Genomic DNA, 18,898 nt, shown 5'->3' with positions numbered 1-18,898 from the left:
TTCTGTCCAGCGGGCGCGGAACGGCCCTTTTGTTTCGCCGCCATCGATATCGTCGCTTCGGCAGTAGGTCAAAGATAATGTGCGGCCGAACCACCGGTGAACGGCCGCAAAACCATGATGCCGACGGCCTTCGAGGAGGCCGTCGGCAGGATCGGATCGATCACGGCCGGGTCAGGCCCGCCGCATCGAGCGTCAGTGTGATCGCCATGACCATGCTGGCCCGTCCCGCGCTGTAGACCTCTTCGCAGCCCGTCACCTCGAAACCGAGCTTGCGGGCGAGCTCCAGCGAAGCCGGATTGTCGGCGAAGATGCTCGCATCGACCTCCGCCTCCGGCATGCGCCGGAAGAAGCGGTCGAGCGCAGCATGAACGGCCGCCCTCCCGATCCCCCTGCTCCAGAAGAAGCGATTGACCCAGTAGCCGAGCTCCCAGCGTCCCCCGCGCGGCTCGATCGAGACCGAACCGAGATGGGTATCGTCGCCGCAGGTGACGGCAAGCCGCCAGCCCGGCAGCAGGCCGGAGGTCACCGGCACCAGCCAGTCGAGCGCATCCTGGCGGAAATAGGGTGCAGGCACCCGCGCCAGCATGGAAGATACCCGGCCGTCAGACAGGGACGCCGCGATCGCATCAGCATCTGCGAGACGGTGGGGCCGCAAGGTGACGGAACCGGTGACAATAACCGGCTCCGGCCCCAGCATGGTCAGTGGCGCGCGGACGAGGGGCGAAACGACATGCGCGTTCATCGTCCGGTCCCCCAGCTTCGCAGCGACATCCAGGTCTTGCGATCCAGCCTGTACCATTCGACCGCAATGGAGCCGCCGAGCGCGAGACTCGGCACGAGACCGCTGCCCTGGAACTGGAACCCGCACTTCTGGATGACCCGGCGCGAGGCAACGTTCATGACCCGGCAGCGCGCATCCATATGGCTGATGTCACGGGTGCGGAAGGCCATGTCCGTCAGCGCCTGCGCGGCTTCCGTCGCATAGCCCTCGTTCCAGTACGGCTCCCCCAGCCAGTAGCCGAGCTCGACCGTCGTTCCCATCGCGTCACCCTCGATGCCGCAGCAACCGAGGAAGGCGCCGTCATCCGCTTTGGTAATCGCGTAGACGCACTTGCCAATCGTGCCCGCATTCGCGCGTCGGACAAAGTCCTGCGCGTCCACCACCGTGTAGGGATGCGGCATGCGCGAGACCATGGTGGCAATGTTGGCGTTGTTGGCAAGATGGGCAAGGGCGTCGACATCGTCTTCCAGGGGCGCTCTGAGAACGAGCCTGGGAGTTAACAATATCGGGCAATCGGTCCTTGACCTCTGCGGCCTCAACCGCTCTTCGGGAGACCGGGATGGGTCTACCCTCAACATTTCGCTTTGCATGATCAGGTCCTCCTTGGACAAGACGAAAAGGGGAGATGGGACTTGCCCCATCTCCCCTTCCGATTGTCTCGGGACCTGAGCGATTAGACGCTGCTCCAGCCGGGTCGATGGGACGCCGGCTGTTTTAGAGCGCTACCGGCTTATTCCGCTGCTTCCGCTACTGGCATGACGGACACGTAGACGCGACCGTTGGCTTTCGTACGGAAATTCACATTGCCGGCCGTAAGCGCGAAAATCGTGTGGTCCTTGCCAAGGCCGACATTGGCGCCCGGATGCCACTTCGTGCCGCGCTGGCGGACGATAATGTTGCCTGCAATGACGGTTTCGCCGCCGAACTTCTTCACGCCGAGGCGCTTGGACTCGGAATCGCGACCGTTGCGCGAGGAGCCGCCAGCTTTTTTGTGTGCCATGGGTTTTCTCCTTTACCTGTCCTGAACTTACTCGGCCGCTTCGACGGCTTCGGCCTTCTTGGAGGCCTTCTTCGTCTTGCCGCCGGCTGCCGCGATATCGACGATGCGGACAGTGGTCTGGTGCTGGCGGTGGCCACGGATGCGCTTTGAGTTCTGGCGGCGACGCTTCTTGAAGGAGAGAACCTTCTTGGCGCGGCTCTGGCCGACAACCTCAGCAACAACGACGGCACCTTCGACGAAGGGCGCGCCGATCGTGGCATCGGCACCTTCGCCGACAACCAGCACTTCGGTGAATTCGATCTTGTCGCCGGCTTCGCCCGCGAGCTTTTCGACCACGACGAGGTCGTTGGCCGAAACGCGGTACTGCTTACCGCCGGTCTTGATGACTGCGAACATTTTTTAACCTTTCATGTTCGATCCGGCTCTGTCTTCCTGACTGGAAAACGGCCGTCTTTTTATCAGCCTTAAGTGAAAGCCGCCGGAGCGCTGAAGCGCCCGCCTGCGGCCGGTGAAAGGAAAAGCAGCCTTCGCAGCCTGTCCAGCCTCCGGAGAACACAATGATCCCAAGAGACCGGCAGGCGTTACGTGAGAGGCCGCCCCCTGTCAAGACAATCCCCGGAAAATTCGAGAAAATCTCGCATACGGCCCCTTGCCAACCCCTCCCCCACCCGCTATGACCCCCTCCGCGCCGACAAGCGCCAACCAGCCCCGCGGAGAGGTGGCAGAGTGGTTGAATGCACCGCACTCGAAATGCGGCATGGGTGCAAGCTCATCGGGGGTTCGAATCCCCCCCTCTCCGCCATTTTCCGAGCGATAATAGACTGTTATATCGAGTTTCCATCCGGTGAAACGATTGCCGGAATACGGTGACGGCTCCGGCGATCGCTTCACCGCCGAAACAAACCATCACATCCTCCGGGCCGCCGCAGAGCGCCGGCAGTGGAGTGGTCGCGATTTTTTCGGACGAGAGCAAAGACAGCAGCGCGGGACGTATTGGGCCAGTCCCTCACGGCTGCGACGGACCTGCCGTGTTGGCATGCGCCGCAGCGCGTTCCAGTCGGCCGGCGCGCAGGCTTTCGAGCAGTTCCGGATCCAGTCTGCCGGAGGCGAACTGGCGGCGGATGGTGGCGAGGGAGCCGACGGGGCCGATGACGTTTGCGCCGACAATCGCCCCGTCCCTCAGCGCGATCGACCACCACTTCGTCGAGAAGGCCGGCGCCCTCAGAATTTCGATCTCCGGGTCCTTCGGAAACACGGTCCCGACGCTCAGCAGGTCGATGCCCGCGCTCTTCAATTGCAGAACAGGCTTTGACGTCTCGGTGACGGCCGGTGGATCCATATCCATGATCGCCGCCGCGGCGATGCGCGCATGGGTCACGGCGCTGGACCAGAGGCCGCTGACCACGCCGCCCTGTTCGGCACAATCCCCGATGGCGAAGATGGCGGGATCATCGGTGCGCATGCGCCCGTTGACGAGGATGCCGCGCTCCGTCGCAAGGCCGCAACTGGCGGCCAACTCCGTGTTGGCGGTGTTGCCGATCGCGGCGACGAAGAGATCGGCGTTCATCGCCGGCGGCCGTTCGAGCTTCACTGCCATCAGCCGATCGTCGCCGATCAGCCGTTCGATGCTGGCACCCGTCACGATATCGATGTCGAGGCCGGCGAGATACTGCTCGAGGAGCCGCGCGCCGATGCTGTCAAGCTGGCGTTCCATGAGGTGCCGGCCGCGATGGATGATGCCGACCGACAGACCGGCGCGCGCCAGCGCCTCGGCCGTCTCCACGCCCAGTACGCCGCCTCCGAGCACGAGAGCCCGCCTTGCATGGGTGCGCCGGATGCAGTCGGAAATGGCCAGCGCATCATGGGCGGTGCGCAGGACAAAGCTGTTCGAACGGCCGAGAAAGCCCGGCATCGGAAGGCTGGCCCTCGCGCCGGTCGCCAGCACGAGCCGGTCATAGGCAAGGGTTTCGCCCGTCAACGTGGTGACGGTGCGCCCCGCCCGGTCGATGGAGGACACGCGCGTGCCCAGGCGCACGGATACGCCGACACGCTGCGCCCAGCCTGCATCGATCATGGAAATCCGCTCGAGGCTTTCCTTGCCTGCTGCCACGGGCGCAAGCGCCATGCGGTTGTAGAAGGCATGCCGCTCGATGGACAAAAGCGTGATGCGCACGGCCGGGCTGATGCGACGAAGCTCCTCGGCAGCCGTCGAGCCGGCGACGCCATTGCCGATGATGACGACGTGGCCGACACCGGCGAGGTCCGCCTGATCGAGCGGGGTACGTCCTGCCGCCGCGTCAAGACTGGTGCGGGTGACCAGCACGCCCACCGGCAGGTCCTCGCGCCCCTCTGCCGGTCTCTCCCGCTTTTTCTCCGCATGGCTTTTGTGGCGGGACACATCCGTATCGATGACGAGTGGACCGGAGACGACGGCCTGGCAGGCAAGACGTGCGGCGGTCGGCACGGCAAGACGTGCCAGTGTGGCTGCCTCATCTGCGCCGATTGACGAGAGATGATCGCCGCCTTCGAGAATGACCACCGGGTCTGAGCCGCAGGCACCGGCGCGGCAGACACCCACCACGGGAAGGCCGGCGGCCTGCATGGCGGCCAGAAGGGTCTGGCCAATATCGGCGCTGAAGATGCGGCCCGTACCCCGATCCTCGATGGACACGCTAAGGCCCGTCACGGCGGCTGAGACCGGCTGGAGGGCGGCGGCCGCGGCGTCATAGCGCTGCGCAAGGCGGAACGACTGGAAGAGCAGTGTGCCGCCAATGATGATGCCGAGGGCGGCTAGGACGCCTTCGAAGACGTCGGGCAGGACAAGGCCCGTCAGCGCCTCGACGGCGTGCACGACGACACCGGCTGCCAGCCCGTTGAACAGGGCCACGGCCGCTGCCGCAAACACGGCGGCGGTGCGCGCCGGATCCGTGCCGAGGAAGCTGATGGCGAACTGGTAGAGGCCGACGGTTGCAAGGATCGAGCCGAGGAAGATCGCCAGCCACAGCGGGTAGCCGTGGTTCGCGCCGATCTGGAGAAAATAGCCGGCGATCAGGCCGGGCATCATACTCATGAAAAAGCGGCGCTGGCCCGCCTGGCGCGGGTCGTCGCCGAGAACATCGTCAAAGAGCGTCGCCTGCGGCGCGAAATCATAGCAGCCGCTCTGGCACCCCACACACGTCCCGCACTGCGTGTTGGGCACCACAATGGTCGGTGCGTGGCCATAATCCCGCTGCAGCGGACCAAGCGGACAGAAGGTACCGCACCAGCCACTGCGCCCCTTGAAAAGAAAACCCCCGACAAGGGCAAGAGCGGGTGCGACGAGCAGCAAGGTTGCAACAGCCGTTCCATGATCGTTGAGAATCAGAGGGCGCAGCGCAACGGCACTGACGAAAAGGCTGACGGCGATGGCAAAGGCGCATGCGGCGAGCCACGCGGGCAGCGATCGTCTGAGACCGAAGCCGAGAAGCGACGGCGCCTGATTGGCAAACGCCATGGGGCAGATGGCACGCCAAAGGCCCGGCGCCACGACGAGCAGCGCCGGAAGCGCAGGGACGACGAGGCCCCAGAACACCAGCAGGCCTTGCACCGGCGCAAGCAGCAGCAGCAAAACGAGGGCGAGATAGACGACGAGCACCGTCCAGCGCAGCACGCTTGCCAAGCGAGGCGACAGAAGAGGCGGCAAATGCTGGAAATTCGGGAAAACCTGCGTTCCCGCCAATCTCGTGTCCGCCACGCCCCGTCACTCCTGAAACCGCCGGTATTATGGCGCGGTCGTGCTTAATTTTTGCTTGCCGGCGGCGCGCAGACAATCGCAACGTCGAGCGGGCGGAACTGACGCCGGTCTCCCGGCGGAAAGATGAGTGTCAGGACCAGGCGATCCGGAAGAGGGTCGCCCTTGCGGATCTCGCCCAGGATTGTCTCGCCGCGCGCGTAGGTGAAGGTCGCGCTGCCGATCCCGGCAATGAGCACGGCGGCCCCCGTCTCGGGCGCGCCGTCCTGATCGAGCTGACGCCGCTCGACCAAGGCCGGCACGCCATCGACCAACTCGACCGAAAGGCGCACCCGCACCAGCCCCGGTGCTTCGAAGACGGGATCAGCCGCCGCCACGAAGCCCAATTGCTGCGTCGTGCCCTCGAAATAAAGATCCTGCGGCAGAAGGCTTTGCGACACAGCCTCCGAAATGGTCTTGCGCAAGTGGTCACGGGCAAGCCCCGTCTCGTCGCTGGCATCCATCATCCGGGAAAGCGGCACGGCAGCGCGGATCGCCCTCAGCCCGCCCGAGATGAAGACGCCGATCAGAGCCATCAGCCCGATCACCACCAGAAGTTCCACCAGCGTCAGACCGGCCTCCCCGCTTTCCGTGTCTGGAGTGCCGTGGAGATCGCCGGTCATGGCGCGGCCCCGACGATGACGGAGGTCAAAAGCGGCGGCGCGGCAAGATTGTCGACGCGGATGCGGGCGACCAGTGCCCGAGGGTGTGCCCCCCGTGCCGTGCCTGTCAGGGGCCGAAGATCGACCTGCCAGACAATCCCTTCCATGCTGCCGCTGGTGCGGCCTGCCCTGGCGTCCGGCTGACGGGTCAGGCGGGAGAGGATGTCTTCGGCGATGTCCAGATTGCGGCGGGACTGCTCCACCCGCCGCACCGTATCGGCCGTCGTGGCGAACACGCGGAACATGGCGATGGACAGGAGTGACACGATGGCGAGCGCCACCAGCACTTCCGTCAGCATCATGCCATCCTCGCCACCATCGGCGTCCTTAGCGCGTGGCATGACTGGCCTCACTGACAAGTCCGGTCAGCCAGTTGATGCGGATGTCGCGGGTGATGGCACCGACCTTGACCTGCACCTGCCCGCCAGAGGATCGGCCATCCGGCAGAAAGAGGATCGTGCCGCCGTCCCCGCCCCCGCCGCCCTCGCCAGCGCGCAGCGGCGCGCGGGCCCCTAGCGCGGAAATCACGACCCCCGGCTGAAGCCGGAGGGCCCGCGGTGCCGTCATGGTCACGCCATCGGGTGTGGCAACGAAGCCGACACTGACGGGCGTGCCGCTCTGGATAGCGGATAAACGCGCCTGACGCAGTCCGGCCGCCACAGCGCTGGCGGCTTCCGCGGCCTGCCGTGCGTCACGGGACGCCCCGGTACCGAGCAGGCTGACGCTGGCGACGACCGCTACGATCGCGAGCACCACGAGCACCTCGACCAGCGTGAAGCCAGCCTCGCAATGCGCGCTCGGCCCGTCGCCCGCCCGGATCATGGCGAGGCCGCGAGATCGTTGATCGACAGGATCGACGTCATGATCATCATGATGAGACCGCCGATGACGAGACCCATGACGCAGGTGATGACGGGAGTGAGCAGCGTAAACAACCGATCGATGCGAGTGCGCGCATTCTCCTCGGAAAAATCCGCCACGCGCAGCAGCATCGTATCCAGACGGTTCACCTCTTCGCCGGTACGGATCATGTCGATCATATGCGGCGCGTCCTCACGCATCGGCTCCAGCGCATCGGCAAGCCGCGCGCCCTCCTGCAGCCGGTATTTCGCAGCCGATAAGGTCTCCCGAAAGGCGAGCCCGGCCGGGAGATGTTCGACCACTGCAAGCGCGCGCGGCAGGGAGACGCGGGCGGCGACAAGGGCGGCCAGCACGCGGCAGGTGCGCCCCACATCGATCTCCGTCAACAGGTCGCCCAGAAGCGGCGTGCGGCGGATGAGGCGATTGCGCCGGGCCCGCGCGGCGGGATTGCGCCACCAGACCACGCACGCCGCGAGCGCCACGACAAGCCCGGCGGCCAAGACCTGCCAGTCGTCGATGATCAACCGTTCAGCGCCCTGCATCAACTGGATCGGCAGGGGCGCGACGACGCCGGGTGCATCGAAGAGAGGCGCAATGGACGGCAGGAGCGAGGAAACGACGATGATGATGATGACGACCGACAACACCACGAGCAGGGCTGGATAGATCAGGGCGGAGGTGACGGCACTGCGCATTTCCTCCTGCCGGCGCATGGTCTCCGCCAGACGCTCGAAAATGTCGGCAAGGGTGCCGGTCATCTCGCCGGCCCTCACCATTTCGATGGCCGTGGGAGAGAACACTTGCGGATGGCCGCGCATCGCATCCGAGAGCGCGCGGCCTGCCACGACATTCTCCGTCAGCGCCTGTACCACCGGTCGCATGCGCTTCGTCGCCTGCCGCGCCGAGAGTTTCAAAGCCTTGTCCACCGGCAGACTGGCACCGAGCAGGGTCGAGAAATCGATCAGAAAAGTGAGGACATCCTTGCGCCCCGGCCGATCGCCGCCCAGAAGGTCGCGCTTCCAGAAGGGCACGGCATCGCTTGCCGCTCTGAGTTCGGTCACGCGAACACCAGCCGAACGCAGGGTGGAAAGTGCGGTTTCGCGCGTTGCCGCCTCGACGCGCCCGCTCTTGCGCCGGCCCTCGGCGTCGATGCCGGAAAAATCGAAACCCATCACGCCGCCGCTCCCGTAGAAGCGTCCTCGCCGGTCAGATCCAGCGTGCGCATCACATCCTCGAAGGCGACGTCGCCGGCGAGCGCCTTGTCGATGCCGGCGCGGGCGAGCCCGTGGATGCCCTCGGCGCGCAGGTGGCTGGCGAGTGCCAGTTCGGGCACGCCATCGGCGATCATCTCCCGGATCGTTCTGTCCACTTCCATCACCTCCGCCACCACGGTGCGGCCGCGATAGCCGGTGCCGCCGCATTGCGCGCAGCCGCAGGCGTTGAAAAGACGGAGGGGGCCGGGTTTCAGGTCCGGCCGGTGTCGGCGAATGATGGCCTCGGTCTCCCGCGTCGCGATGCTGGGCAGCCGGCAGTCGGTGCACAGCAGGCGCACGAGGCGCTGGGCCAAAACGCCGTTCAGCACGGCCGCCAGCAAATAGGGCTGGAGGCCCATGTCGATCAGGCGCGTTACCGTCGCAGCGGCGGAATTGGTGTGAAGCGTGGACAGCACGAGATGACCCGTGAGCGCGGCCTGAACCGCAATGCGCGCCGTCTCGCCGTCGCGAATCTCCCCGATCATTACGACATCCGGGTCCTGACGCAGGATGGAGCGCAGCGCGGTGGCAAAGTCGAGGCCGATATCGGCCTGGGTTTGCACCTGTGTCACCCCGCCGATCCGGTATTCGACGGGATCTTCCACGGTGATGATCTTGCGGCTGCGGTCATTGATCGCGCCAAGCGCGGTGTAAAGGGTCGTCGTCTTGCCGCTGCCGGTCGGGCCGGTGACAAGCAGCAGGCCATTCGGGCGGTTGCTCATGCCGGCGATCTGCTCGGCCTGTCGGGTCGAGAAACCGAGATTGGGAAAACCATCGGCCGCCAGGCTGCGGCCCAGAAGACGCATCACGATGCTCTCGCCATGCGGCGTGGGCAGCACCGAGACGCGCACATCCACCTCGCTGCCGCGATCGACCATCTTCAGGCGCCCGTCCTGCGGCAGGCGGCGTTCGGCAATGTTGAGGCCGGCGAGAATCTTCAGGCGAGTCGTCAGCCCGCTCATCAGCGCCTTGGGATAGGTCTCTGGATGCACCAGCATGCCATCGACGCGATAACGCACCGCCACTTCGTTTTCACCGGGCTCGACGTGGATGTCGGTCGCGCCGTGGTCGAAGGCAGAGCGGAAAAGATGGTTTGTCAGTCGGATGATCGGTGCCCGGCGCGACAGGTCTTCCAGCCGGTCGAGCGCATCATCGACAAAATCGCTGTCCTCTTCATCCTCCACGGCTTCCGAGCCGAAGACGGTCTTCAGTCCGGCCTCGAAGGTGACGGGACCGATGATGCGAAAGATGACCGGGCGGGAAAGCGCATAGGCGATCGCCGCCATCAGCTCCTCGTCGAGCGGATCGACCAACGCGATGTCGACAGCGTCTTCGTGCTCGGCGAGCGCGAGGAAGCGCTTGCGCTGGCAGAAGTCGCGCGACAGACGCGCGGCAAAGAGCGGCGTCTCTGGAAAGGCCTGACCGGCATAGGGCAAAAGGCCGCTGAACTGGCAGAGCGCGCCGGTCAGCTCCGCCTCCGCCATGAAGCCGAGTTCGGTGATGAGAACGGGCAGACAATCGAGACGGCCGGCAGCCAGCGCAGCGCGCAGCCGTTCGCTCTGCGGTGCCTCCAGATGACCTTCCGTGACGAGGAAGTCGAGAAAACGATCAGCCGGCCCCTGTTCGGGGACGCGCCCGGCCGTGCGCCGGTCTGGGCGTGGCTGTGCCGGTCGGTTCTTGGATCCCCATATGAGCATGCGTAAAGCCGTCTGCCGCTGCCGAAATTTTAACGAAGCGTAAGGGATCAAGGTTTAGAAAGGCTTAAACAACGGCACGACAGCCAAGGATCCGCCCCCGATGCCCCCATCCGCTCGACATGCGGACAAGACGATCGGCCAGACGCCCGGTCTTACGGAACTGGGCGAGCGCTTCCTTTCATGGTGGCTCGGCGAGTTGCGGGCCATGGTCCCGGCAGCGCTTCTGGCCCGCTCTCCGCGCCGCGCCGCCTGCTCCGTCGAGATCTTTCTCGACGCGGAGGGATCGCTGACCCTCAGGGCCGGCGACAGGGTCGAGTATGTCGCAAATGCGGAGGCCCTTTCCGGCATCGCGGCCACCCTGCCCCTGAAGGGCCGCGCCCGCACTGTCCGGCTCGACGTACCGCGCGCGCTGTGCCTGATCCGCAAGAGCACCGTGCCCAAACGTGCACTGCGCGAGGCACGGCGGCTGATGGCGATCGAGACGGCTGAGAACACGCCGCTTTCGCCGGACGAGGTCCATGCCGATTGGTATGTCGAGAGCGAGGAACCCGAGACCGGGCGGCTGCTTATTCGCCACGTGCTGCTGGCACGAGAGCGGATCGCAGCGATCCGTGAAGCACTCGACGCTGAGCGGCTGACGCTGGCGCGGCTGACGGTGGGGCATAGCGAGGGGCGCCCCGTGCCGGTCGATCTCTTGTCGCGCGACGAACCGGGCCTGCGCGCCTTCCTGCAGACGCTTGGCTGGCCGGCCCGCATTGGCTTTGCGGGAGCGGTGCTCGTCTTTTGCGCCGTGCCGTTCCTTCTCGCCGACCGCGTCGAGCGGCAGACGCGCCTCATCGAGGATCGTCGCGCCGACATCATGCACCGGCTGCAATCCATCCCGGCCGCGACCCCGACCGCTCTCGACCTTGCGGCCATGCCGCCGGCCAATGACGTTCTGGACGAGATCGCCGCCCGACTGCCGGCCAATGCCACGCTCCAGACCATCACGCTCGCCGACGGAAGGGTCAATGTCTCACTCGGCGCCGGCGATGTCTCCGCCTTTGCCGAGGCGATGATGGGTTCGGCCATCCTCAAGGCGGAACCCACGACGGATCCGAGCGTCGCGACCTTCAGCCTGATACGCCGCGGAGCGAACCGATGATAGCGCTTAGAACCGATGGTCTTGCCAGCCGGTTGGCCGCCGTGGGCCTGCTTCTTTTGGTCGGCGTTGCGGTCTTGCCCCTGCTGTCCGCGCCCTTTGATCGGTATCGCGAGGCGCGTGCCGCGCAGGAAACAGAACAGGCCGTGCTCGACGCTGCCGAGACGCGCCTTGCCACCGTCATGACGCTCGCCCGAAACGCACCCATCATCAGGGCCGAAAGCCGCGATGCGGCGCAGGCAGCCATGATGCAGGCGCTGTCGGCCGCTGCACCGCCAGCTGCCATGCGCATCCTTTCCGTCGCCGGTGATACACCGGCCGAGCCGGAAACCGCGCGCATCGACATTGCATTCACGGCCGAAGCGACACCGGCCGGCCTGGATCAGTTCGCCACCGCGCTTTCAGGCGGACAGCCGCCATTGACGATCACAAGCATAGCGATCGCCGCCGGCAGCATTCCGGGCCGCGACGATCACGCGAGCCCCCTAAAGCTCTCGGTTCAACTCGTCGTCAGCGGTCTCTTCGTGAAGGAGGCACAACCATGAAGCTCCTCCCCCTGCCGGAGGGCGCCCGCCTGTCATCGCAGAGCGGGAGCCGAGCCGGTTTCGGACTGGCCGATCGGCTCGCGCTGCTGGCGCCTCTCGTTGCAGCAACCATCGCGGCCGGCATCGTGACCCTGCCGCTTGATGCGCCCGGCGAAGCATCGCGAACCGGCACCGTCTCCACCGCTCCGACCCCTTCGGCGGCCCTGCAGCCGGGCGCCTTCATCGATCTTGCGCCTTTCGATCCCTTCCGCCGGCGCGAAACGTCGATCGCGGCGCTGGATGCCGCCGCATCCGCGCCGATGGCCGCACCTAAAGACGGGACTCCCGTCATCGGTGGCATCCTGCTCGACGGCACCGCACGTCGGGTGATGTTTCGCACCGCGCCTGACCTTTGGCGCGCGGAGGGCGACAGCGTCGATGGCTGGCTGATCCGTCATGTCGAGGCGGAAATCGTGATCTTGACGCGCGGTGCGGACATCCTGACCCTTACCTATCGCGCCGCACTTGAAACGATCGAAGCGACCGCAAAACCGGCCCAACCCTGAACGGATGGAATCATGCGAACCGCACTGCGCATTCTCGGCCTTTCCTGTCTGCTTGCCTTCGGTAGCGTCAGTCCATCTGCCTTCGCGGCCGCTCCCATCGCCTTCTCGCTGACCGACCAGGACGGTCGGACCGTGACGGAGAAGGCGTTTTCAGACCGCTACGCGCTGGTATTCTTCGGCTACACCCATTGCCCCGACATCTGCCCCACGACGCTCTACGAACTCTCCGTTCTCGCAGATGCTCTGCCGGCTCACCTGAAGCGCCAACTCTCGATGGTCTTCGTGACAGGGGATCCGCAGCGCGACACGCCGGAGGTGCTGAAGGCCTATATGTCGCCTTTCGGCGACAAGATCATCGGCCTCTCCGGCCCCGTTCAGTCCGTCGATGCACTGGCATGGTCCTTGAAGGCAGTGGTGATCCGCCACGGCGACGGAACAGGCGATTATCCCGTCGACCACTCTACAAATTACACGCTGCTGCATAATGGCGCGATCGTCACGCAAATCCCAAACACGTTGACCACCGACGAGATGGTGAAGCGGCTTGGCGAGATGATGAAGCCTTAGAGTATTGGCCTTTACGGCGTATCGCTGGTGATGTCGGCATCCTCGCCCTCACCGCCAGGCTTGCCATCGCGGCCAAGGGAGGAAATCACGTAACCGGTTCCTGCCTGGCTGTAGACATAGGCGTGACCCCAGGGATCGGTGAGCGCGGAGCGGCTCTGGATATAGGGGCCGCTCCAGCCCGCCTGTCCTGCCGGTGCGTCAACCAGTGCGCTCAGCCCCTGATCGGGCGTCGGATAGGTGCCCGTGGAAAGATAGTACAGATCGACGGCGGAGGAGAGATTGCGGATCTGCATCTGCACCGTATCCCGCCGGGCACCGCCGAGATAGCCGAGGACCTTCGGCCCGATCAGGGTCGCAAGAAGGGCGATGATGGCAAGCACGACAAGGAGCTCGACCAGGGTGAAGCCCGCCTGCCCGTCAGCCCGCCGGCGGTCCGGACTTGGCAGTGTCGTCGGTTCGAAAGGGCTGATCATCATGTCGATCTCATCCGTCGTCAGGCGCAGGAAAAGGAAATGGTGACCGCTTCCTAGCAGACAAAGGTGAACAAATGCGCCCACGCGGCCTCCGCCTCGGGCAAGCCTGCGCGCTCAGGATCGCAGCATCACCGTGAAAGATCCCGATGCCGACCATTTCCTCCGACATGATCCTCCTTTCGCTCGATCTCGCCTTGCTCACGCTCTGCGCCCTGGCAGCCGTCATCGACTGGCGACACGGCATCCTGCCGAACGGCTGCAATGCCGGCATCGCGGCTCTGGGGCTGGCAGCAAGCATGGTATCCGGTGCAGACATTGTGTGGCGCATTGTCGATGCCGGGACTGTTATCGTCTTGCTGCTGCTTCTGCGGCTTGCCTATCGGCGTCTGCGTGGCCAGACAGGACTCGGGCTCGGCGATGTGAAGTTTCTCGGCGCGGCGACCCTGCGGCTCGGTCTTGCCGGCCTCAACATTCTGGTCCTCGCTGCCTGCCTGAGCGGTCTTGCGGAAATCGCGCTGCGGAGAATGCGGGGCGAGCAGCTGACACGACGCTCGGCCCTGCGGTTTGGTCCGCATCTGGCGATCGGATTTGCGCTCGCCCTTATGCTAGAGCGGGCGGCCGCCGCAGGCTGGTAACGTCACTGCTCCCGTTTCATGCCCGTCACAGGACGGTGCGCAAAGCCGAGATCATGTCCGCCAGCGGAACCGGCGGCTGGATATAGTAGCCCTGCGCGCCGGCACAATCCGCGGCCCGCAAGGCCACCAGTTGTGTCGCTTCTTCGACATTGGCGCCGATGACCGGCACCGAACGCGCCATCGCGCTGCCCGAGAGCTGGTCCAGCACGGCGCAATGGCGCGCATCGATCTTCAGACGGTCGATGCCGACCGGCAAACGCGGCGGCATATCCTCCTCCTCCGAGAGGGTAAGGGTAAGGCCGAAGCCGAGTGCCGAAAGGCTCACCAAGACAGGTGGGGTCCCGTCCGTCCCGCAAAGCGCAGCCAGCGGGAGGATTAAATCAACCGGCCCGCTGCCGCCTTCCCGCAGCGGCGCGAGAAGGTGAGCGAGCGCGGGCAGTCGCAATTGCGCCGCCGACAGATGCACGCACACGCGCAGATCACCATCCGCCGCCTGTGCAAGCCGCGCATGTTCCCGCGCGAGGCGAACGGCGCACCAGCCTGTAAGGTCGGGCAGAAACCCTTCCCGGTCGGCCAGCGCGAGAATGTCGCGCGGCGCACCGTCGCCGTGATCGCCACGGGGCCAGCGCAGCAAAGCCTCCACGCCATCATATCGACCGGTGCGCAGATCAACCTGCGGCTGGTAATGGAAGGCGAGCCCGTCGGCAGCAAGTGCCGCGCGCAGAGCCTGGGCTAGGTCGGGTGAAGCCTTGATCTCGACCGGGCTGCTTGCGAACACAACATCGCCACCGCCCTTGCCAAGGCGGGCCTGCAGCACTGCGGCCGTTGCGGCCCTGCGCAGGCTGCCAGCGTCCGTCCCGTCCCGCGGGCCGCAAGCAACGCCCAGCCGCACCTCCGGCTCAAGTCGTTGTCCGGCAAAGGTGACGGTCTCGTTTGCGATTGTCGCAAGGCGCCGCGCCAGCCCCTCGACCGGAGCCGTGTCTGCCGCGTCAGCACACGCTTGCAGGATCGCGAATTCATTGCCCGTCAGGCGGGCGACTGTCACCATTTCCGCACTCGCCAATGCCGCAAGCCGGCTGGACAGGGCACCCATCAGACCGTCGCCCACGATCGGACCGAAAGTACTGTTAATCTCGGCAAGCCCGGCAACATGGATCAGGTGCAGAGCGACAAGGCCACGTTCACGAGACGCCTTGGAGATCAGCGCTGCGAGGTTCGCAAGAACACCCTCCGGGTTGACGAACGGCCGCCCCCTTCCCGCTTCCGGGAGGTCATCGGGAATGGCTATGACGGCCCGAAGCGGCGTATGGTCCGAAGGATCGATCGTGTGGCTGACCAGAACCAGATGCGATTTTGCATCTCCCGCCTCACCCGACAGCCGCATGCGTCCAGCTGCAGGCCCCTCCGTTGCACCGGGCCCCGCGTCAGCGAGCGTATCGATGACATGCGCATCGCGCGGGCCAAGGCGCATCTCTGCCTGCGGGTCGGCACGCCAGAAGACGGCCGCCTGTCGATTCGCATGGGCAATCGCGCCATCGGGACGAATGAATGCCACTTTTCCCGGCAGCCGATCGAGCAGATCGGTCATCGACGGCTGAGACGCGGATGCCAGCAGGCGATAAACCGCCGTGACCAGTTCCAGGGGATCAACGGGCGGCCGCAGCAAAAGAGCTGCCCCGGCCTCAACCAGCGTCAGCCGACCGGGATGGTGATGGTCGGCAACGACGAGGACGGGGACGCCGGGTCGACGCGCGCCAAGCCGGCGGATGAACGCCTCGGCGGGCGCCGGATCATCATCGAGATCGACGACGAAGACATCGGTGTCGTCCACGACCAATCTCGAAAGAGCCGGCGCGGCGGCGGCGAAAATGCGCACGTTCACATTGGGTGCCGCCAAAACTGCGGCCAGCGGTGGCCAGTTCGTGCGGCTGCCAATCAGGGTCACACTTCTCATTGTCTCGCCGCCAAATTCCGTGGGTGGCTCGGTTACCGCACGAAGCTCCGAGGGAGCCGGATCAGCGTGATCCGCCCGGCCAAGAACTGTGAAAGATTAACATTAAGATCAACTTAAACCAATAAGTAATAGATCATTTATGAGCATACGCTATGGGTTGTATCAGCAGTTTTCGATGGACCAAGAGTCGATGCGTTTTCGTGTCCAAAGCGCACGAAAACCTGTTCCGCCTTGGTTACCGTAGTCTTGGAGAGGACTTCATGAGCATCCCGATCGCCAGCATTCGGCCCTTTGTCGCTTCCGCCGCCCTCCTCCTGCCCCTTGCAGGCGTTGCGCAGGCCGGCACCGTTTCGGAAGTCATCAATTGGGGCTCCATCCCGATCCACGCCGCCCTCACACCGGATGGACGGATCATGACCTTCGGCTCTACCCCGCAGGATGGCCAGGGGGGCTTCGATTACGTTCTTTGGGATCCCGCCAAGGGCAACGGCCCGGAATCGCGCATCCAGCTTCCGAACGGTGTGAATTTCAACTCTTTCTGCGTTGGCGGCGTCATCGATCCCGCAACGGGTCGCCTGATTCTCGCCGGGGGCGCCGGCAAAGCCTCCGATGCGGCCGTCTATGACTATGCCTCCACCCGCATGACGACGAGCCCTGCGCTCAAGTACCCGCGCTATTACGGCACGCTGACGACACTCCCGGACGGTCGGGTGCTTGTGGACGGCGGCTCGCCGGCCTATGGCAACCAGACGAACTCTTCCCCCATCGCGGAAATCTACAATCCCGTATCGGGCAGTTGGACCACCTTGCCGGGCACCGCCGGTTCCCCGCAGAGGCAGGGCGACATTGTCGCCACCGGCAATCCGTTCTGGTATCCGCATGAATACCCGATCGGCAACAACAGCGTCTTCGCACTCGCCGGCAAGTACAGCTATATCCTGAACTATTCCGGGAACGGCAGTTTTAGCGACGTGGCCACGACAACGCGCAACAACTGGGGTGCCAGTTCGACCTCGGTCATGTTCCGCCCGGGCCTTCTCATGCAGCTCGGCGGCGGCACGCCGGGCAATGATCTCGACAACAATCCGGGCTCCAATCTCGCCACGACCTATGACCTGCGCGCCAAGAACCGCGATTTTTCCAGGCCGATCACAGCGACCGACACGACCATGCGCCTGAAGCGCCATTTTGCCACGGCCACGGTGCTGGCAAATGGCGAAGTCGCGGTAACTGGCGGGTCCGAAGGCAACAACACCCTCCTCAACGTCGCCAACCGTATCGAGATCTACAATCCGGACACCAATCAGTGGCGCCTTGACGCCGCGCTGACCCGTCCCCGGCTCTATCATTCCATGGCCCTGCTGCTGAAGGACGGGCGCGTGCTCACCGGCGGCGGCGGCGCTCCAGGCCCGGTCGCCGGCCATGACATCGAGATCTTCACGCCCGATTATCTCCTGGACAGCAGCGGCAAGCCGGCTGTCCGCCCGTCGATCACCGACGGCCCGAGGGCAGCGCTGGCGCTCGGCCAGACCTTCCGCATCACCGCTGACACCCCGATCACGCGTGTCACCATCGTCAAGTCCGGTGTCGCGACCCATAGCTACAACACCGACCAGCGCTTCTTCGAGGCGCAATTCAGCGCCAGCGGCAACAATGCCGACGTGATCTTCCCGAATGACGCCATCAACGCCACACCGGGCCTCTACATGGTCTTCGCCTTCAATGCCGACGGCGTGCCCTCGGTCGGCAAGCTGGTGCGGCTGAAGAGCCCGACGGGTGACACCGGCTTTGCGGTTCCGAACGACATGCCGACCCCGAAGACGCCGACGGGCACGCCGGTGCCGGCCTCCGGCTGGGCGTTCTGCGGCAACGAAAATGACAAATGCCCCGTCAACGGCACGCAACAGGTGCGCTATGGGGCGAATGGCACCTACGTGACACGCACCGTGACCGATATTGTCACCTGCAACAATGGAACGTTCGGCGATCCCCTGCCGGGTGTTGTGAAGCGATGCGAAATCCAGGCGAACACCTACGGCAAGTTCACGACGGCTGGTAGCGGCTCGGCAGGTGAGGGCAGCGGTGGTAGCACCGGTACGGGCAATTCAAGCGCTGTCGGCACCGACTGGACCTTCTGCGCGAATGAAAATCAACAATGTCAGGTTAACGGTACACAGACGGTCCGTTACGGCGCGAACGGCACCTTTGTCACGCGCTCCGTGACCAACAGCGTGGCCTGCAACAATGCCACCTTCGGCGATCCCGTCTATGGCGTGGTCAAGCGCTGCGAAGTGGCAGCCAGTGCCACGAGCAACACCCCTGTCGGCGCTCTGACAATCGGCAGCGTAACGGCCTTCGAGCCTGTGACGTGGCAGGGTTACCTCATCCGCCATGCCAACTTCCTGGGTTACATGTCGAAGATCGGCCAGGGCAGTTCCGCGGTCGACAAGGCAGATTCGACTTTCACGGTTCGTGCCGGCCTTTCCAACAACGCCTGCTACTCGCTGGAATCGAAGAACTACCCAGGCTACTACCTGCGGCACGAAAACTTCCGCATCAAGCTGGCGAAAAACGACAACAGTCAGACCTTCAGGACCACCGCCACCTTCTGCGCGCGGCCGGCCCTTTCGGGCCAGGGGGGTGCCGTATCCCTCGAATCTGTCGATTGGCCGGGCTACTTCATCCGTCATCAGAACTTTGCATTGTCGATTATGAAGGATGACGGCTCGACCTATGCAAAGACGGATACCAGCTTCAAGACGATGACGCCTTACAAGTAAGGCGCATTGGCCAGCCACGGCCGCCCCTTCGAGCAACCGAACGCCCGCCGGCTCAACCCGGCGGGCATCTGTCTTTTCGACACCCCGCGTGAAGGCGGCGTGTGGCTATCCGCATCAATCAGTTGTTAACTATGTTTGATCATACATTCTTATATATGGCCGGCATGAGTACAGATATTGAAAACGCTCGACTCCTCCTTCCTTCGCAGTGCCAGAGGCGCGTTGCTCATCGCAA

General features: G+C 64.7%; 19 protein-coding genes and 1 tRNA gene. 8 read left to right on the top strand and 12 right to left on the bottom strand.

Translation table 11 applies throughout. The features are described from left to right. Positions 1-160: 160 nt before the first annotated feature. From F3H41_RS12755 to rplU, 4 genes are all read right to left on the bottom strand, one after another. Positions 161-742: a GNAT family N-acetyltransferase gene (locus F3H41_RS12755; RefSeq protein WP_149739072.1), complete on the bottom strand. Its 582-nt coding sequence runs from the start codon at positions 740-742 to the stop codon at positions 161-163. After that, complete coding sequence (locus tag F3H41_RS12750) at positions 739-1,371, bottom strand: GNAT family protein (protein WP_149739071.1); 633 nt, start codon at positions 1,369-1,371, stop codon at positions 739-741. Before F3H41_RS12750 ends, F3H41_RS12755 begins: the two co-directional genes overlap by 4 nt. 140 nt (positions 1,372-1,511) lie before the next feature. Further along, the gene (rpmA, locus tag F3H41_RS12745) at positions 1,512-1,781 is read right to left on the bottom strand and encodes a 50S ribosomal protein L27 (RefSeq protein ID WP_149739070.1); all 270 of its coding nucleotides are present in this window, start codon (positions 1,779-1,781) and stop codon (positions 1,512-1,514) included. Positions 1,782-1,808: 27 nt separating this feature from the next. Beyond that, complete coding sequence (gene rplU, locus F3H41_RS12740) at positions 1,809-2,177, bottom strand: 50S ribosomal protein L21 (protein WP_149739069.1); 369 nt, start codon at positions 2,175-2,177, stop codon at positions 1,809-1,811. Positions 2,178-2,493: 316 nt separating this feature from the next. On the opposite strand from rplU, the gene F3H41_RS12735 reads away from it, so the two are divergent. Then, positions 2,494-2,583 (top strand) — tRNA-Ser (locus F3H41_RS12735). Positions 2,584-2,787: 204 nt separating this feature from the next. Here the strand turns inward: F3H41_RS12735 and F3H41_RS12730 are convergent. Genes F3H41_RS12730 through F3H41_RS12705 form a run of 6 tightly spaced genes read right to left on the bottom strand, consistent with a single transcriptional unit; the run spans position 2,788 to position 10,023 of the window. Continuing rightward, positions 2,788-5,514 carry an FAD-dependent oxidoreductase gene (locus tag F3H41_RS12730; RefSeq protein ID WP_149739068.1) on the bottom strand — a complete coding sequence of 909 codons (2,727 nt, stop codon included), beginning with the start codon at positions 5,512-5,514 and terminating at the stop codon, positions 2,788-2,790. A gap of 44 nt (positions 5,515-5,558) precedes the next feature. Next, positions 5,559-6,173 (bottom strand): hypothetical protein, encoded by a 615-nt coding sequence (locus tag F3H41_RS12725; RefSeq protein WP_149739067.1) that lies wholly within the window; start codon positions 6,171-6,173, stop codon positions 5,559-5,561. After that, positions 6,170-6,553: a hypothetical protein gene (locus F3H41_RS12720; RefSeq protein WP_149739066.1), complete on the bottom strand. Its 384-nt coding sequence runs from the start codon at positions 6,551-6,553 to the stop codon at positions 6,170-6,172. The genes F3H41_RS12725 and F3H41_RS12720 overlap by 4 nt, the downstream gene beginning before the upstream one ends. Further along, positions 6,540-7,034 carry a GspH/FimT family pseudopilin gene (locus F3H41_RS12715; RefSeq protein WP_149739065.1) on the bottom strand — a complete coding sequence of 165 codons (495 nt, stop codon included), beginning with the start codon at positions 7,032-7,034 and terminating at the stop codon, positions 6,540-6,542. Before F3H41_RS12715 ends, F3H41_RS12720 begins: the two co-directional genes overlap by 14 nt. Further along, on the bottom strand, positions 7,031-8,245 hold the full coding sequence (locus F3H41_RS12710) for a type II secretion system F family protein (RefSeq protein WP_244616184.1): 1,215 nt from the start codon (positions 8,243-8,245) through the stop codon (positions 7,031-7,033). Before F3H41_RS12710 ends, F3H41_RS12715 begins: the two co-directional genes overlap by 4 nt. Continuing rightward, on the bottom strand, positions 8,245-10,023 hold the full coding sequence (locus F3H41_RS12705) for a GspE/PulE family protein (RefSeq protein WP_149739063.1): 1,779 nt from the start codon (positions 10,021-10,023) through the stop codon (positions 8,245-8,247). The genes F3H41_RS12710 and F3H41_RS12705 overlap by 1 nt, the downstream gene beginning before the upstream one ends. A gap of 100 nt (positions 10,024-10,123) precedes the next feature. Between F3H41_RS12705 and F3H41_RS12700 the strand changes: the two genes are divergently transcribed. From F3H41_RS12700 to F3H41_RS12685, 4 genes are read left to right on the top strand one after another with little or no spacing between them, the layout of a single operon-like run. Then, positions 10,124-11,167 carry a hypothetical protein gene (locus F3H41_RS12700; protein WP_149739062.1) on the top strand — a complete coding sequence of 348 codons (1,044 nt, stop codon included), beginning with the start codon at positions 10,124-10,126 and terminating at the stop codon, positions 11,165-11,167. Beyond that, positions 11,164-11,709 carry a GspMb/PilO family protein gene (locus F3H41_RS12695; protein WP_149739061.1) on the top strand — a complete coding sequence of 182 codons (546 nt, stop codon included), beginning with the start codon at positions 11,164-11,166 and terminating at the stop codon, positions 11,707-11,709. The genes F3H41_RS12700 and F3H41_RS12695 overlap by 4 nt, the downstream gene beginning before the upstream one ends. Further along, positions 11,706-12,254, top strand: a complete 549-nt coding sequence (locus F3H41_RS12690) for a hypothetical protein (RefSeq protein ID WP_149739060.1) — start codon at positions 11,706-11,708, stop codon at positions 12,252-12,254. Before F3H41_RS12695 ends, F3H41_RS12690 begins: the two co-directional genes overlap by 4 nt. A gap of 12 nt (positions 12,255-12,266) precedes the next feature. Continuing rightward, positions 12,267-12,821 (top strand): SCO family protein, encoded by a 555-nt coding sequence (locus tag F3H41_RS12685; RefSeq protein WP_149739059.1) that lies wholly within the window; start codon positions 12,267-12,269, stop codon positions 12,819-12,821. Between the two features lie 11 nt (positions 12,822-12,832). Here the strand turns inward: F3H41_RS12685 and gspG are convergent, their stop codons facing one another. Continuing rightward, positions 12,833-13,297 (bottom strand): type II secretion system major pseudopilin GspG, encoded by a 465-nt coding sequence (gene gspG / locus F3H41_RS12680; RefSeq protein WP_149739058.1) that lies wholly within the window; start codon positions 13,295-13,297, stop codon positions 12,833-12,835. A 143-nt stretch (positions 13,298-13,440) separates the two neighbouring features. On the opposite strand from gspG, the gene F3H41_RS12675 reads away from it, so the two are divergent. Beyond that, the gene (locus tag F3H41_RS12675) at positions 13,441-13,929 is read left to right on the top strand and encodes an A24 family peptidase (protein ID WP_149739057.1); all 489 of its coding nucleotides are present in this window, start codon (positions 13,441-13,443) and stop codon (positions 13,927-13,929) included. A 25-nt stretch (positions 13,930-13,954) separates the two neighbouring features. Here F3H41_RS12675 and F3H41_RS12670 read toward each other — a convergent pair whose 3' ends face one another. Next, positions 13,955-15,595, bottom strand: coding sequence for a bifunctional diguanylate cyclase/phosphodiesterase (locus F3H41_RS12670; protein WP_188129453.1), 1,641 nt, complete (start codon positions 15,593-15,595; stop codon positions 13,955-13,957). 45 nt (positions 15,596-15,640) lie between these two features. On the opposite strand from F3H41_RS12670, the gene F3H41_RS21290 reads away from it, so the two are divergent. Both F3H41_RS21290 and F3H41_RS12665 read left to right on the top strand, forming a co-directional pair. Further along, positions 15,641-16,000, top strand: coding sequence for a hypothetical protein (locus tag F3H41_RS21290; protein WP_188129452.1), 360 nt, complete (start codon positions 15,641-15,643; stop codon positions 15,998-16,000). 143 nt (positions 16,001-16,143) lie between these two features. After that, positions 16,144-18,663: an AbfB domain-containing protein gene (locus F3H41_RS12665; protein ID WP_188129451.1), complete on the top strand. Its 2,520-nt coding sequence runs from the start codon at positions 16,144-16,146 to the stop codon at positions 18,661-18,663. Positions 18,664-18,898 lie beyond the last annotated feature (235 nt).

It is taken from the genome of Rhizobium sp. RU20A (assembly GCF_900155885.1).
In the GTDB taxonomy this organism is placed as follows: domain Bacteria; phylum Pseudomonadota; class Alphaproteobacteria; order Rhizobiales; family Rhizobiaceae; genus RU20A.
This window is presented reverse-complemented; position numbering and strand designations above follow the sequence as displayed.

Excerpts from the sequence above, each read along its gene's own strand:
- F3H41_RS12685 (WP_149739059.1), top strand. The coding sequence starts at position 12,267 with ATGCGAACCGCACTGCGCATTCTCGGCCTTTCCTGTCTGCTTGCCTTC.
- F3H41_RS12715 (WP_149739065.1), bottom strand. The coding sequence starts at position 7,034 with ATGATCCGGGCGGGCGACGGGCCGAGCGCGCATTGCGAGGCTGGCTTC.
- F3H41_RS12675 (WP_149739057.1), top strand. The coding sequence starts at position 13,441 with ATGCCGACCATTTCCTCCGACATGATCCTCCTTTCGCTCGATCTCGCC.
- rplU (WP_149739069.1), bottom strand. The coding sequence starts at position 2,177 with ATGTTCGCAGTCATCAAGACCGGCGGTAAGCAGTACCGCGTTTCGGCC.
- F3H41_RS12750 (WP_149739071.1), bottom strand. The coding sequence starts at position 1,371 with ATGCAAAGCGAAATGTTGAGGGTAGACCCATCCCGGTCTCCCGAAGAG.
- F3H41_RS12665 (WP_188129451.1), top strand. The coding sequence starts at position 16,144 with ATGAGCATCCCGATCGCCAGCATTCGGCCCTTTGTCGCTTCCGCCGCC.
- F3H41_RS12710 (WP_244616184.1), bottom strand. The coding sequence starts at position 8,245 with ATGGGTTTCGATTTTTCCGGCATCGACGCCGAGGGCCGGCGCAAGAGC.
- F3H41_RS12700 (WP_149739062.1), top strand. The coding sequence starts at position 10,124 with ATGCCCCCATCCGCTCGACATGCGGACAAGACGATCGGCCAGACGCCC.
- gspG (WP_149739058.1), bottom strand. The coding sequence starts at position 13,297 with ATGATGATCAGCCCTTTCGAACCGACGACACTGCCAAGTCCGGACCGC.
- F3H41_RS21290 (WP_188129452.1), top strand. The coding sequence starts at position 15,641 with ATGGTCGGCAACGACGAGGACGGGGACGCCGGGTCGACGCGCGCCAAG.
- F3H41_RS12690 (WP_149739060.1), top strand. The coding sequence starts at position 11,706 with ATGAAGCTCCTCCCCCTGCCGGAGGGCGCCCGCCTGTCATCGCAGAGC.
- F3H41_RS12705 (WP_149739063.1), bottom strand. The coding sequence starts at position 10,023 with ATGCTCATATGGGGATCCAAGAACCGACCGGCACAGCCACGCCCAGAC.
- F3H41_RS12725 (WP_149739067.1), bottom strand. The coding sequence starts at position 6,173 with ATGACCGGCGATCTCCACGGCACTCCAGACACGGAAAGCGGGGAGGCC.
- F3H41_RS12720 (WP_149739066.1), bottom strand. The coding sequence starts at position 6,553 with ATGCCACGCGCTAAGGACGCCGATGGTGGCGAGGATGGCATGATGCTG.
- F3H41_RS12755 (WP_149739072.1), bottom strand. The coding sequence starts at position 742 with ATGAACGCGCATGTCGTTTCGCCCCTCGTCCGCGCGCCACTGACCATG.
- F3H41_RS12695 (WP_149739061.1), top strand. The coding sequence starts at position 11,164 with ATGATAGCGCTTAGAACCGATGGTCTTGCCAGCCGGTTGGCCGCCGTG.
- rpmA (WP_149739070.1), bottom strand. The coding sequence starts at position 1,781 with ATGGCACACAAAAAAGCTGGCGGCTCCTCGCGCAACGGTCGCGATTCC.